Source organism: Endozoicomonas sp. ALB032, assembly GCF_049310125.1.
Lineage (GTDB): Bacteria > Pseudomonadota > Gammaproteobacteria > Pseudomonadales > Endozoicomonadaceae > Endozoicomonas_A.
This window is the reverse complement of the sequence record NZ_JBLYNW010000001.1, coordinates 1,020,375-1,034,445: the sequence shown is the minus strand read 5'-3', so window position 1 is coordinate 1,034,445 and position 14,071 is coordinate 1,020,375. Positions and strand designations below refer to the sequence as shown.

Sequence of the window (14,071 nt, the reverse complement as noted above, 5' to 3'; positions counted from 1 at the left end):
CGTTAAAGGTAGTTATTGCCTATAACCATCAGTTGCCACGAATCGACTGACCACTGGTCACCGACAACTGACAACTGAGATCTCGAAGAGATCGTTTTGGGTTATATGGTCAAGTGACTAAGCGTACACGGTGGATGCCTTGGCAGTCAGAGGCGATGAAGGACGTGGTAATCTGCGAAAAGTCTTGGGGAGCCGATAAACAGGCGTTGATCCAGGAATGTCCGAATGGGGAAACCCACTCACACAAGTGAGTATCCTTAACCTGAATACATAGGGTTTAGGAGGCGAACCCGGGGAACTGAAACATCTAAGTACCCGGAGGAAAAGAAATCAACCGAGATTCCCCCAGTAGCGGCGAGCGAACGGGGAGCAGCCCTTAAGCAATTTTTGGTTTAGCGGAACACTCTGGAAAGTGTGGCCATAGTGGGTGATAGCCCCGTACGCGAAAAGCCATTGATTGTGAAATCGAGTAGGACGGCACACGTGAAATGTTGTCTGAACCGTCTTTTCGGAGACAAGGGGGGACCATCCTCCAAGGCTAAATACTCCTGACTGACCGATAGTGAACCAGTACCGTGAGGGAAAGGCGAAAAGAACCCCGTTGAGGGGAGTGAAACAGAACCTGAAACCGTGTACGTACAAGCAGTGGGAGTCAGTGGTCAGTTGTCAGTTGTCAGTTGCCAGTAGGCAAGCGACAGCAGATGACTGATTACCAGGTCGTCAAGTTGGAAAATACGGGCAGATTTGCAGAGGTGTTGAAATTGACGCTGAACAAAACTGACCACCGACAACTGACAACTGGCCACTGATGACTGCGTACCTTTTGTATAATGGGTCAGCGACTTATTTTCTGTGGCAAGGTTAACCGTATAGGGAAGCCGTAGCGAAAGCGAGTCTTAACAGGGCGTCCAGTCGCAGTGAATAGACCCGAAACCGGGCGATCTATCCATGAGCAGGTTGAAGATCAGGTAACACTGATTGGAGGACCGAACCCACTGTCGTTGAAAAGCCAGGGGATGACTTGTGGATAGGAGTGAAAGGCTAATCAAGCCCGGAGATAGCTGGTTCTCCTCGAAAGCTATTTAGGTAGCGCCTCGTGTCTCACCATCGGGGGTAGAGCACTGTTTGGGCTAGGGGGCCATCCCGGCTTACCAACCCCATGCAAACTCCGAATACCGATGAGTGCAATCACGGGAGACACACGGCGGGTGCTAACGTCCGTCGTGGAAAGGGAAACAACCCAGACCGTCAGCTAAGGTCCCAAAGTAATAGTTAAGTGGGAAACGATGTGAGAAGGCCCAGACAGCCAGGAGGTTGGCTTAGAAGCAGCCACCCTTTAAAGAAAGCGTAATAGCTCACTGGTCGAGTCGGCTCGCGCGGAAGATGTAACGGGGCTCAAACTATTCACCGAAGCTACGGGGTTCAGTTGTCAGTTTACAGTTGTCAGTTGGCAGTATGAGAAGTAAGTATGCAGCGATTTGAAGATTTAGAAGTATTTCAACGGGCCTATAAGCTTTCTTTGAAAGTTCACAAGCTCTCGCTGGAATTTCCGAGAATTGAACAAATGCATGAACTTGCTGATCAGATGCGCAGAGCCAGTAAAGGAATCTGTGCAAATATTGCTGAAGGACATGGGAAACTGATCATCTCAAAAGCAGAGTTTCGAAGGTTCATATTGATGGCTATCGGATCATCTGACGAAATGAGAGTTTGGTTAAGGTACTGCCTTGATCTCAATTACATTGACGATCAGCAATGGCAAGACCTCAAAACCGAATACAATCAAGTCAGTAAGATGTTGGTTAGTTTGCACAAGAGTTTTAAATAACTCAGTTCAAACTGACAACCGACAACTGCAAACTGACAACTGAACCGGTAGAGGAGCGTTCTGTAAGCCGTTGAAGGTTCACCGGAAGGTGGGCTGGAGGTATCAGAAGTGCGAATGCTGACATGAGTAACGATAAAGGGAGTGAGAGGCTCCCTCGCCGGAAGACCAAGGGTTCCTGCGCAACGCTAATCGGCGCAGGGTGAGTCGGCCCCTAAGGTGAGGTCGAAAGACGTAATCGATGGGAAACAGGTTAATATTCCTGTACCCCTTTTGACTGCGATGGAGTGACGGAGAAGGCTAGGCCAGCAGGGCGATGGTTGTCCCTGTTTAAGGTCGTAGGCTGTGGACTCAGGCAAATCCGGGTTCACAAAGCCGAGAACTGATGACGAACCCACCAAGGTGGGGAAGTGGTTGATGCCAGGCTTCCAGGAAAACCTTCTAAGCATCAGGTCAAAAGGGACCGTACCCGAAACCGACACAGGTGGTCAGGTAGAGAATACCAAGGCGCTTGAGAGAACCTGGGTGAAGGAACTAGGCAAAATGGCACCGTAACTTCGGGAGAAGGTGCGCCGGCTTTGGTGATCGGGCTTGCCCCGTAAGCTGAGGCTGGTCGAAGATACCAGGTGGCTGCGACTGTTTATTAAAAACACAGCACTGTGCTAACACGTAAGTGGACGTATACGGTGTGACGCCTGCCCGGTGCCGGAAGGTTAATTGATGGGGTTATCTTCGGAGAAGCTCTTGATCGAAGCCCCGGTAAACGGCGGCCGTAACTATAACGGTCCTAAGGTAGCGAAATTCCTTGTCGGGTAAGTTCCGACCTGCACGAATGGCGTAACGATGGCCACGCTGTCTCCACCCAGGACTCAGTGAAATTGAAATCGCTGTTAAGATGCAGTGTATCCGCGGCTAGACGGAAAGACCCCGTGAACCTTTACTACAGCTTCACAGTGGATCTTGATGTTGCTTGTGTAGGATAGGTGGGAGGCTTTGAAGTGTGGACGCCAGTCTGCATGGAGCCAACCTTGAAATACCACCCTGGCAATATTGAGGTTCTAACCCAGGTCCTTTATCAGGATCGGGGACATTGTGTGGTGGGTAGTTTGACTGGGGCGGTCTCCTCCCAAAGAGTAACGGAGGAGCACGAAGGTTGGCTAAGCACGGTCGGACATCGTGCGGTTAGTGTAATGGTACAAGCCAGCTTGACTGCGAGAGGTACATCTCGAGCAGGTACGAAAGTAGGTCATAGTGATCCGGTGGTTCTGAATGGAAGGGCCATCGCTCAACGGATAAAAGGTACTCCGGGGATAACAGGCTGATACCGCCCAAGAGTTCACATCGACGGCGGTGTTTGGCACCTCGATGTCGGCTCATCACATCCTGGGGCTGAAGCCGGTCCCAAGGGTATGGCTGTTCGCCATTTAAAGTGGTACGCGAGCTGGGTTTAGAACGTCGTGAGACAGTTCGGTCCCTATCTGCCGTGGACGTTGGAAGTTTGAGGAGAGCTGCTCCTAGTACGAGAGGACCGGAGTGGACGAACCACTGGTGTTCGGGTTGTGTCGCCAGACGCATTGCCCGGTAGCTAAGTTCGGACGGGATAACCGCTGAAAGCATCTAAGCGGGAAGCCCCCTTCAAGATGAGACTTCCCTGGCCGCAAGGCCCATAAGAGACGTTAAAGACTATGACGTTGATAGGCGGGGTGTGTAAGCGTTGTGAGGCGTTGAGCTAACCCGTACTAATGACTCGAGAGGCTTGACCATATAACGCCAAAGCGATTTGCGCAGCGAAGCTGCCAGCAAAAGCTGGAAGCTGGAAGCTGGAAGCTTGAAGCCGTACACAGTGAACGAGAGTGTTGAGCAAGAATAGACGACACAGCTTAAAAGAGATTTGGATTCCAGAGCCTTAGTTTTCGAGAAACAGCTTCAAGCCTCCAGCTTAAAGCTTCCAGCTCGAGAGCCAACGGCTCGACCAGTTTTGCCTGGTGACCATAGAGCGTTGGAACCACCCGATCCCATCCCGAACTCGGTAGTGAAACGACGCATCGCCGATGGTAGTGTGGGGTTTCCCCATGTGAGAGTAGGTCATCGCCAGGCATTGAATATAGCAAAACCCCAGTTGAGAGATCGGCTGGGGTTTTTGCTTTGCCCTATAAAGTTGCAAAAGAACTGGTCGTTGAACGACACATGCCCGGGCTGCATTACCGATGGTAGCGCGAGACTTCCCCATGTAACATAATCGTCGGGAACAATCTGGAAGCCGGTGTTCAGAACCTGTTTGTTGGCACCTTTTAAAAGTAAAGGGCTTTCGTTTATTCGATAAAGCCTGTTCCTAGCATGTGAACCTTGCCAGTCATAATCCATTCTATCCCGGTGCAAAGCAAATCAATGGGTTCGGAAGAGAAATTTGGGTTGCCATTCAGTATCTGTTTTAGTTGAGCTGAGCCAGACTATCCGTAAAAAAACGGATTGTCTGGCTATTCTTTCCGCTCAAACAGTTCATCCATGTCTGAGTTGCTGAGATCCCGGTCTCTGAAAGGATAATCAGAGCGCCCAATCAAGATCGTGTCTGTATGTCAGTGCTTAGATGTACGATTCACTTTCAAGGAGTTAGCCATGAACCTGAACGACTCTGGTCTTTTTAAACAGCAGGCTTACATCAATGGAAATTGGCTCAGCGCCATAGAAACGCTCCCCGTTGATAACCCGGCTACAGGCAAGGTGATTGCCCACATTCCGATGCTGAGCGCTTCAGATGTTCAAAGTGCAATAAAGGCTGCAGAAAAAGCCTTTATTGAATGGCGAGCAAAAACTGCAGCAGAGCGTTCGGGTTTACTTCGCAAGTGGTACCAATTGATTCTGGATAATAAGGAAGATCTGGCCACATTGATGACCGCAGAACAGGGTAAACCGCTGTCAGAATCCAGGAGCGAAGTGGCGTACGGGGCTTCTTACGTAGAATGGTACGCCGAAGAGGCCAAACGAGCTTATGGTGATCTGATTCCTGCTACCAAAAACAGCCAGAGAATTATGGTCAAACGGGAACCGGTAGGCGTGGTCGCTGCAATAACGCCGTGGAATTTTCCCAATGCCATGATCACCCGAAAAGCAGCTCCGGCCCTGGCTGCAGGCTGTACCATTATTATCAAGCCTTCCGAGCTGACGCCTCTCTCGGCTTTTGGCCTGACAGAACTGGCAGAGCGCGCGGGTATTCCAGCAGGTGTCATTAATATTGTCACAGGAGATGCCAAAGCAATTGGTGCTGAGTTAACGGGTAGTTCTGTAATACGAAAACTGTCGTTTACAGGCTCGACAGCTGTGGGCAAGTTATTGATGAAGCAATGCGCCGATTCTGTTAAAAAAATCTCAATGGAGCTGGGTGGTAACGCGCCTTTCATCGTTTTTGATGATGCCAATATTGATCAGGCGGTTCAGGGGGCCATAGCCTCCAAGTATCGAAATTCAGGCCAGACCTGTGTTTGTATGAATCGTCTCTTTGTGCAGGACGGTATCTATGATGAGTTCATTGAAAAGTTTTCCGAGGCAGTCTCCAGACTTACAGTAGGTTCCGCAACGGACGGAGACTTTGATCTGGGGCCATTAATCAACGAGGCTGCAATGCTGAAGATTAGGAGTATTGTCGATGATGCATTGGCCAAAAAAGCTCGATTGCTCACAGGTGGTCGCTCTCATAATCTTGGTGGCCTGTTCTACGAGCCAACTGTTCTCACAGATGCTTCCATAGAGATGAAGTGCTATCAGGAAGAGGTGTTTGGACCCATAGCCCCTGTCTTCCGGTTTCAGTACGAAGAGGACGTGGTCAAAATGGCTAACGATAGTCAATATGGTTTGGCTGCGTACTTTTATGCCAGTGACATTAGTCGTGTATTCAGGGTAGCCGAGGCACTGGAGTATGGTATGGTGGCTGTTAATGAGGGTGTGTTATCCACAGAGGTAGCTCCGTTTGGGGGCATCAAGGAGTCAGGTATTGGTCGGGAAGGGTCAAAGTATGGTCTGGACGAGTATCTGGAAATGAAATATGTACTGTTAGGAGGCATCAACGCTTCCTGAGAGCAGTCAGAAGCCTTACATCATCAAAGGTGGTTTAGAGAAGATTAAGGTGCCAGATCAGGAAGCCCTAGGTTGGCGGTCGGGCTTAAGCCCGATCTGGCAAGAAGTGATTGAATGGATTAATCCATAGTCAATCATGCGGCCACAGCAGCATCGCCTTCAAAACTGTTTCTGATCAGGTAATCAAAAGCACCCAACGAGGCGTTGGCGCCGCTGCCCATAGCAATAATAATTTGCTTGTAAGGTGCGGTTGTCACGTCACCGGCCGCAAAAACACCTGGAATCGATGTTTCGCCCCGGCCATCAACAACAATTTCGCCGCGTGGGGTTAATTCCATTGCTCCTTTAAGGAATTCGGTATTGGGTACCAGACCAATCTGAACAAAAATACCTTCCAGTTCTAAACTTACTTCGTCGTCAGTATTACGATCTTTATAAGTCAGGCCATTTACTTTATTACCGTCGCCCAGTACTTCTTTCGTCAGTGCGCTGGTAATGATAGTGACATTCTTTAGAGAACGCAGTTTGCGCTGGAGTACTTCGTCAGCTCTTAACTGGCTGTCAAACTCAATCAGAGTGACCTGGGCAACAATGCCTGCCAGATCAATAGCCGCTTCAACACCTGAGTTACCACCGCCAATCACCGCAACACGTTTGCTCTTAAAGAGAGGCCCGTCACAGTGTGGGCAGTAAGCGACTCCTTTGCCTCGGTATTCCTGCTCGCCGGGCACATTCATTTCTCTCCAGCGGGCACCGGTGGCCATCAGTACCGTTTTACTTTTCAGGCTTGCGCCACTTTCCAGTTGGATTTCTACCAGTTCTCCGACACTGCGGTTGTTTTCAATCAGGGCGCTGGCGCGCTGGTTACTCATAACATCCACATCATAGTCAAGAACGTGCTGCTCCAGATTGGCCACCAGTTTCGGGCCTTCTGTTTCCTTGACGGAGATGAAGTTTTCAATAGCCATGGTATCCATAACCTGCCCACCAAAGCGATCGGCCACCAGACCGGTGCGAATGCCTTTGCGAGCGGCATAGATAGCGGCAGCCGCTCCGGCAGGACCGGCACCTACAATCAGCAGGTCATAAGGATCTTTATTGTTGATGGCCTCTGCTGCACGTTTTTCAGCGTTCACGTCCAGTTTGGCAACGATTTCTGCGGTACTCATACGACCATGACCAAATGGCTCGCCGTTAACAAATACAGCAGGTACGGCCATTATCTGTTTTTCATCCACCTCATCCTGAAACAAGGCTCCGTCGATCATGGTGTGCTGGATACCAGGATTCAGCACAGCCATCAGGTTGAGAGCCTGCACGACCTCAGGGCAGTTCTGGCAGGAGAGGGAAATATAGGTTTCAAAATTGAAATCGCCTTGCAATTGTTTGATCTGATCGAGCAAACCAGCTTCCAGTTTGGCTGGATGACCGCCACTCTGGAGAATGGCCAGTATCAATGAGTTAAACTCGTGCCCCATAGGCAGCCCGGCAAAGCGGATTGCAGGGCGATTGTCCTGACCTTGAATGGCCATGGAAGGTTTTCTTACCAGATCGTTGTCGTTTTTACTTAACGTGATCTGGCTGGAGAGTGATTCTAGGTCTTTAGCCAGTGAAGCCATTTCCTGTGATTTCGCAGAGTCATCAAGAGACACAACGATCTCAACAGGTTTTTTCAGGTTCTGAAAGTAAGCTTCCAATTGCTTTTTGATGTTTGCATCTAACATGATTGACTCGCTTGATCGTTTCGATTGGGTTCAAGCTCCCTGTTATTGAATGATGGCAGGGAGCCCGGGCGTTTTAGATTTTGCCGACCAGGTCCAGGGAAGGTGCCAGTGTTTCTTCACCTGGTTGCCATGCAGCCGGGCATACCTGACCAGGGTTTTCTGCGATGAACTGAGCCGCCTGAATCTTGCGAACCAGGTCTCCAGCGTTACGGCCAATACCTGAATCGTTGGTTTCAACGACTTTGATTTCACCTTCGGGGTTCATAACAAAGGTGCCCCGCAGAGCCAGACCTTCTTCTTCGATCATGACTTCAAAGTTGCGAGTGATCTGACCTGTTGGGTCGCCGATCATTGGGTATTTGATCTTGTTGATGGTCTCAGAGCTGTCGTGCCACGCTTTGTGAGTGAAGTGAGTGTCTGTGGAGACAGAGTAAACTTCAACACCCATGGCTTGAAGCTGTTCGTAGTGGTCGGCCAGGTCGCCCAGTTCAGTGGGGCAAACAAAGGTGAAGTCTGCCGGGTAGAAGAAGACAACAGACCACTTGCCTTTCAGGCTCTCTTCGGTCACTTCAACGAAGTCGCCATTGTGAAAAGCAGTGGCTTTGAACGGCTTGATTTGAGTATTAATGAGAGACATGGTTTATTCCTTCTTACTGATAGTCATTTTGTTTTTTAGTCAGCCGTTTTCGGTGGCGACATGGAAAGAATATGTTGATCTGATTGATTGGTATAATTAATCATTCAAATTTTGTTAATAGTCTTAATCTATTATACGGCTGGCGGGTTATATTTCTTCGCCCGTTCCAGTATCTTTGAAGGAGTCGATTTAAAACAACTCAGGGAAGGCTATGGTGCGACAGGGATGCATGTTGACGCTGATATTGGGATCAGTAAGCGTACTCGGTGCTCAGGATCATCAACCTGGCGAGGTACTCAAAGACTGGCTTAAAACTTATCAGCTATCAGACAGACCCATTGCGGATATTGAAGGGCCCGGGATTCATTCAGACCTCAGTCAACTTGGGAAAAAACTTTTCTTCAGCCCCGATCTCAGCCTTGATGGCAAAGTGGCTTGCTCGACCTGTCATCACCCGAGGCTGGCTGGGGCAGACAGTCTGGCTCTGCCCGTTGGAGTGACCGTTGATGATCCTTTTCTGACCGGACAGCAGAGATTGGATCAATTAATTAAGCTCAGCCCGGACGACTATGTTCGTCATTTGATTCCACGTAATTCTCCTACGGTTTTCAATGTCTCTCTTTATCGAAAGAATTTGTTCTGGGACGGTAGGGTCCAGTATGTGGATTCTGACGTTTCCAGTCGAAAGATAAAAGTCGGTGGTGGTTATTCCGAACTTCCCACCAGTCGTTATCAGACCCATAGCCTGCTTCAGGCTCAGGCCAGGCTGCCGATGGTGTCACCTTTTGAAATGAAGGGGCTGTCCGATGCCAGTCATAATAACCTGGAGATACATCAGCTCATTGTGAGTCGGCTGGCTTCAAGTGATGAGTGGTGCAGACAATTCAAAAGCGTTTTTTCTCCGCAAGACGCCAATGTTTCCTGTGAAGCGGTGGTTCAAATTGACACATTGACAGAGGCTCTGGCGGCTTTTCAGGCAGACTTGGTATTGATTGAAAACCGCTTCTTTGGATTCCTCAATAATAAAAATAAGCTGTCAGAATCTGAAATGAAGGGCGCCCGACTGTTCTTCACAGCGGTCAGTGAGGGTGGGGCTGGTTGTTCAGGCTGTCATTCAGGGAGTCATTTCTCGGATGAACAATTCTACAATCTGGGCATAGAACCTTCAGGTCCTGGGGTGAATGGCAGGGGATTGGACTACGGTAGAAGCAATATCGAACCTGACACTGACACTTTTTCATTCAGGACGCCGAGCCTTTTGAATATTTCACGGACAGCCCCTTATTTTCACAACGGCAGTGCAGCGACCCTCTCTGAAGCCATTAAAGCTCATATCAGAAACAAGCCTGAAAAGAGCTTGTCTGACAGCAATAAGGGTGACAGTAATAGGAGTGATGTCGCTTATATGAAGCGTTCATTGACGACGATTCGGGAAAAAGCAGCGCAATCTCCCTTTCAGAAGCTTTTACCCGAAGCGCTCTCCGATCAACAAGTAGATCAACTATCAGCCTTCCTGGAGACGCTGACGGACCCCTGTTTGCTCTATGAGTCCTGCTTTCAGGTGTTTATTGATGATCAGCCGATCGTGACGCCTTTTACCAGGCCAGTTTCTTTAGAAGAGTCTTCAGCAGAAAAGTTATCAGCTTTACCCAGACAGACCGTTGAGAAAATCGAAATTCGTACTCCGTCGTTTGAGAAGTGTGTTGCCACTCCGGCGGTTATCCCGGTAGCAAAAACTAATCAGAACAGACTCTGGTTCAGAGAAGCAGGTGCTGAAAAGGGCATTGACCACAGGCGCAAAGTCGGTCTGATAAAGCCTGGATGGATCATGGATGTGATTAACTGGGGAGGAGTGAGCGCCGCAGATTTGAATCGAGACTGTCTGGATGATCTGGTCTTCGCTGATAACGATAATAGAGTTTGGGTTTATTACCAGCAGTCCAATGGCCAGTTCAAGCAGCAAAACATTCTTTTGAAGGGGGCAGAGCTTAAGGGTGTGATTACTCCACTGGTAGGGGATCTTGATGGCGATTACCAACCGGATCTTTTCCTGGGTAATGATGGACGATTTTATCCACAGGTGGTTTATGATTTTACTCGAGCCCCTGAGTCTCTGGTCTTTTCTGACGTCTCGGGACCGACACTGAATGCCAGTTTTGGTGATCTGGATCAGGATGGTGATCTGGATGCCGTGATGGCATTCTGGCGCACTTACAAGTCGGTCAGGCAACCGCAAATATGGCGCAATTCTGGTTATCGTCAGATGCAGCCCGCTGATTCTAAAGTTCCTGAATTAAGAGAAAGTTATGGGCCGATTACTTTAAATGATGGTCTGATTCATCAGAAACATGAAGCGCCAGTATTCGGTGGGGACGACTTTACCTTTACCCCTAATTTTGCTGACGTTAATCAGGATGGTATTTCTGATATTCTGATGACAGCCGACTTTTTTACCACGCAGCTTTGGAAGAATACCGGCACTGAGTTGCAGGATGTCACCGATATCAGGGAGGTCCATGGTAGTTTTGGTATGGGAGCAGCGATTGCGGATTTTGATAATGATGGCGATCTGGACTGGTTTGAAAGCAGTATTTTCAGCCTTAGTCAAAGCAGCAGTTATACGGGCAACCGCTTGTATCAGAATGAAGGTGACTATCAATTCCGGAATGTCACGGAAAATTCCGGCCTTCGCGAAGGTGGTTGGGGCTGGGGAAGCTGTGCGGCGGATTTTAATAATGATGGTCTGTTGGATATCTTTCATGCCACTGGCTACGGTAATATTCCGGAAACAGCGACCTATCCCAGCCAAGATTATAAGACACTGGCCACGCAAATTCTGAATAACCACAGTGAGTTTCAGCAATCCAGAGCACGACTATTTATTAATTTGGGTGAGATGACCTTTAAAGAGCAGGCTCTGGAAGCCGGGCTTGAAAAAGCTATGGATGGCAGGGGAATCAGTTGTTTTGATTACCAGCAGGATGGCGATATTGATATCGTAGTGAGTAACTGGGAAGGTTCTCCCGATTTTTTTGTCAATTCAAATCCGGACAATCATCACTGGCTTTCTGTGCGACTCATCGGCCCTCCCGGTAATACGGAAGCGCTTGGGGCTAAAATAAGGCTGTATAGTCAGGATGGAACACAGTTCCGTGAAGTCCGTTTTGAAAATAACTTCGTTTCTACCAATCCCAGGCAGCAGCACTTTGGATTAAAACAATTAGAAAAGGTAGATCGGTTAGTCATTGACTGGCCAAAGCCTTATTCAGCCAGGACGGTTCTGGAAAACCCCCGAATTAATCAGCGACACCTTGTTTTTCATCCAGTATTAAATCAGTAGCCTCCATCGGGCACGAACAGGTGCCCGAGAGACTCAAAAACTTTTCCAGTCATCTTATCTCTCGGTATTCTTTTTAAAAGCAAGTCTAAGAGCAAGTTTTGCGAACAAAGAGATAAGGAAACAACTTTAACTTCTCATCGGCAGTCAGGTTATTCATCTGTTTAATATTTCTATCGGGAATGCCATCGGGGTCCGGGTGACTGGCCAGAGCCTTTTCCAGACTGTCTTCCCGGATAATGTGCAGTAGAGGGTAGGGGGAGCGGTTGGTCAGGTTTTCATCATCATCCGGGTTGGTATCGGCGAAGCAGTAGTTTGGGTGAAAACTGGCTATCTGGAACTGGCCTTCCCAGTGGAAGCCGCGAAGCAGGGCATCCACATGATGTAGAAACTGGTTATAGTCATCAAAATCCTGAAGCATGTCCGGAATGACAATCAGGGTGGTTTCCAGTTCACTGGCCGGTGTTTCGGCGGCCAGCGTCAGTTCAGACTGCAACGTCTCCAGCAGGGCTTCTTCCGAGGTATCCCTTGAGAGGGTGATACGAATCTGGTTGTGCTGCTCTGGCCAGGCCGCAAAGGGGCAGAGATCCAGGCCGATCACTACCTCTTTAAGCCACTGGCTGACTGCTTCAATCTCTTTACTCATAAGGTGAAGTCCGGGTTAATGTGTTACGAAGTATGGCAGAAAGCACGTTTCTGAGCACGAAAGTGGCAGGGATAGACAACAGTGCTGCGCTGTTGATTTCAGTAAAAATACCGTAATGTTGACCAGTAATTATCTAACCTGTGCTGATGAGAGAGCGTGCATGTCTGCAAGTGAAATGGCTGTGGCCATTCTTTTGGTCCTGATCTGTTCTGCATTATCCTGGCTGTTTGCCAGACAGAGAGCGGCTGCCGAATTGGCAAAGCTGGCTGCACAAATGCAGCAGCAGGATCACAGAATTTCTGAACTTGTCGCAGAGCAGGAACAGCATTCCATTGCGAGAGAAAAGCTGCAACAGGACAATCGTGACCTGCACATTTTAAAAGGAAAACTGGAAACTCTGTTGAGTAATGAAAAGCGCAGAGCTGAAGAAAAGGAAGAGCTGCTCAGGAAAGGTCTGCTTAAACAGCAGGATGAGCAGGAGGCCCGGTTCAGTGCAGAAAAGCAGGTCAGGGAGCTGAAGGTCAGGTTGGAGGAGCAGCAGTTGCAAAATGAAAAGTCATTGCGGCAGCTGGAAGACAATAAACAGGCGCTCAAGGAAGAATTTGGCAATCTGGCTAACGAGATTCTGGAAGCCAAGAGTCAATCGGTTTCACAGCAGCATCAGGCAGGTCTGGAAAATCTGCTAAAACCTTTTAAAGAACAACTGGGTGAGTTTCGCAACAAGGTCGAAGAAGCCAGAAAAGCGGATAATGAAGGTCGCGCTGCGCTCAAACAACAGCTGGAAACTCTGCATAATCTGAACCAGAAGATCACCAATGAAGCAGGCAACCTTGCCAGAGCCCTTAAAGGTGATAAAAAGTTGCAGGGCAACTGGGGGGAATTGCAGGTTGCAAAGATTCTGGAAAGCAGTGGCCTGATTAGAGGGCAGGAGTTCGAGCGGGAAGCCAATTTCAAGGATGAAGAAGGCCAGAACAAGCGGCCTGACTTTATCGTCTATCTACCGGAACAAAAGCATCTGATCATTGACTCCAAAGTTTCGCTGGTGGACTATCTGAGTTATGTTAATGCCGAAACCGATGCTGAGCGTGAAGTTGCTCTGAAGCGACATATACAAAGCATCCGGAATCACATCCGGAGTCTTAACGAAAAAGATTATCCCTCGCTGCCAGAGGTTAAAGCTCCTGACTTCGTCTTTATGTTCATGCCTGTTGAACCCGCTTTCATGGTGGCCTTCCAGCATGACCAACAATTATTCAATGAGGCTTTTGAGAAGCGTATTGTGGTTGTGACACCCACCACGCTGCTGGCCACGCTCAGGACAGTGTCTAATCTCTGGACGATAGAAAGACAGAATGCCAATGCCCGAAAACTGGCTGACAAGGCTCGTCAGGTGTACGACAAGCTTCGTGTTTTTGTTGAAAAGATGGAAAAGCTGGATCAACAACTGACCAGTGTCAGAAGCACTTATGATGACGCTATGGGAAACTTGAAGCATGGTCGGGGGAATCTGATATCTCAGGCGGATCAGTTCCTAACCCTGGGAGTGCGTGTTAAAAAAGAGCTGCCCAGACAGACGCTGGAAACAGCTGACCTGGGAAGCGATAGAGTCATTGAGTCTGATCAGCAATCTATTCAGGGTGATGAACTCTGATGAAACTGTTTATCGGTTTTCTGCATCGACACCGGATTCGAAAATGCCCAATGTCTGCAACTTTTCATATTCCTTAAGCTGGAAGTTTGCAGGCACGACCAGACAGGCTTGTTCGGTCATGACATCAAGTTGTTATAGATGACCTGCCCGAGATGATTGTTTTCCTGTGGCCGACAGCCG

6 protein-coding genes and 2 rRNA genes are annotated in these 14,071 nt (G+C 48.8%); 5 read left to right on the top strand and 3 right to left on the bottom strand.

Annotated features, from left to right (window positions below):
- The first annotated feature begins 107 nt into the window (after positions 1 to 107).
- The 3 genes from ACO6VG_RS02995 to ACO6VG_RS02985 all read left to right on the top strand — a co-directional run bounded on the left by ACO6VG_RS02995 (position 108) and on the right by ACO6VG_RS02985 (position 5,896).
- Positions 108 to 3,589: ribosomal RNA gene (locus ACO6VG_RS02995) — 23S ribosomal RNA — on the top strand.
- A gap of 217 nt (positions 3,590 to 3,806) precedes the next feature.
- Positions 3,807 to 3,922: ribosomal RNA gene (gene rrf / locus ACO6VG_RS02990) — 5S ribosomal RNA — on the top strand.
- 519 nt (positions 3,923 to 4,441) lie between these two features.
- Positions 4,442 to 5,896, top strand: coding sequence for an NAD-dependent succinate-semialdehyde dehydrogenase (locus ACO6VG_RS02985; RefSeq protein WP_422135520.1), 1,455 nt, complete (start codon positions 4,442 to 4,444; stop codon positions 5,894 to 5,896).
- 134 nt (positions 5,897 to 6,030) lie between these two features.
- Here ACO6VG_RS02985 and ahpF read toward each other — a convergent pair whose 3' ends face one another.
- Entirely contained in the window at positions 6,031 to 7,620 is a 1,590-nt protein-coding gene (ahpF, locus tag ACO6VG_RS02980) for an alkyl hydroperoxide reductase subunit F (RefSeq protein ID WP_422472680.1), read from the bottom strand.
- 73 nt (positions 7,621 to 7,693) lie between these two features.
- The gene (ahpC, locus tag ACO6VG_RS02975) at positions 7,694 to 8,257 is read right to left on the bottom strand and encodes an alkyl hydroperoxide reductase subunit C (protein WP_422135518.1); all 564 of its coding nucleotides are present in this window, start codon (positions 8,255 to 8,257) and stop codon (positions 7,694 to 7,696) included.
- 229 nt (positions 8,258 to 8,486) lie between these two features.
- Between ahpC and ACO6VG_RS02970 the strand changes: the two genes are divergently transcribed.
- Positions 8,487 to 11,597 carry a cytochrome c peroxidase gene (locus tag ACO6VG_RS02970; protein WP_422139044.1) on the top strand — a complete coding sequence of 1,037 codons (3,111 nt, stop codon included), beginning with the start codon at positions 8,487 to 8,489 and terminating at the stop codon, positions 11,595 to 11,597.
- 85 nt (positions 11,598 to 11,682) lie between these two features.
- On the opposite strand, the gene ACO6VG_RS02965 is transcribed toward ACO6VG_RS02970, so the two are convergent.
- A complete protein-coding gene (locus tag ACO6VG_RS02965; protein WP_422139043.1) occupies positions 11,683 to 12,240 on the bottom strand; it encodes a DUF1415 domain-containing protein in 558 nt (185 codons plus the stop codon).
- A 160-nt stretch (positions 12,241 to 12,400) separates the two neighbouring features.
- On the opposite strand from ACO6VG_RS02965, the gene rmuC reads away from it, so the two are divergent.
- The gene (gene rmuC / locus ACO6VG_RS02960) at positions 12,401 to 13,891 is read left to right on the top strand and encodes a DNA recombination protein RmuC (protein ID WP_422413093.1); all 1,491 of its coding nucleotides are present in this window, start codon (positions 12,401 to 12,403) and stop codon (positions 13,889 to 13,891) included.
- Positions 13,892 to 14,071: the final 180 nt, after the last annotated feature.

Excerpts from the sequence above, each read along its gene's own strand:
- ACO6VG_RS02985 (WP_422135520.1), top strand. The coding sequence starts at position 4,442 with ATGAACCTGAACGACTCTGGTCTTTTTAAACAGCAGGCTTACATCAAT.
- ahpF (WP_422472680.1), bottom strand. The coding sequence starts at position 7,620 with ATGTTAGATGCAAACATCAAAAAGCAATTGGAAGCTTACTTTCAGAAC.
- ahpC (WP_422135518.1), bottom strand. The coding sequence starts at position 8,257 with ATGTCTCTCATTAATACTCAAATCAAGCCGTTCAAAGCCACTGCTTTT.
- ACO6VG_RS02970 (WP_422139044.1), top strand. The coding sequence starts at position 8,487 with ATGTTGACGCTGATATTGGGATCAGTAAGCGTACTCGGTGCTCAGGAT.
- ACO6VG_RS02965 (WP_422139043.1), bottom strand. The coding sequence starts at position 12,240 with ATGAGTAAAGAGATTGAAGCAGTCAGCCAGTGGCTTAAAGAGGTAGTG.
- rmuC (WP_422413093.1), top strand. The coding sequence starts at position 12,401 with ATGTCTGCAAGTGAAATGGCTGTGGCCATTCTTTTGGTCCTGATCTGT.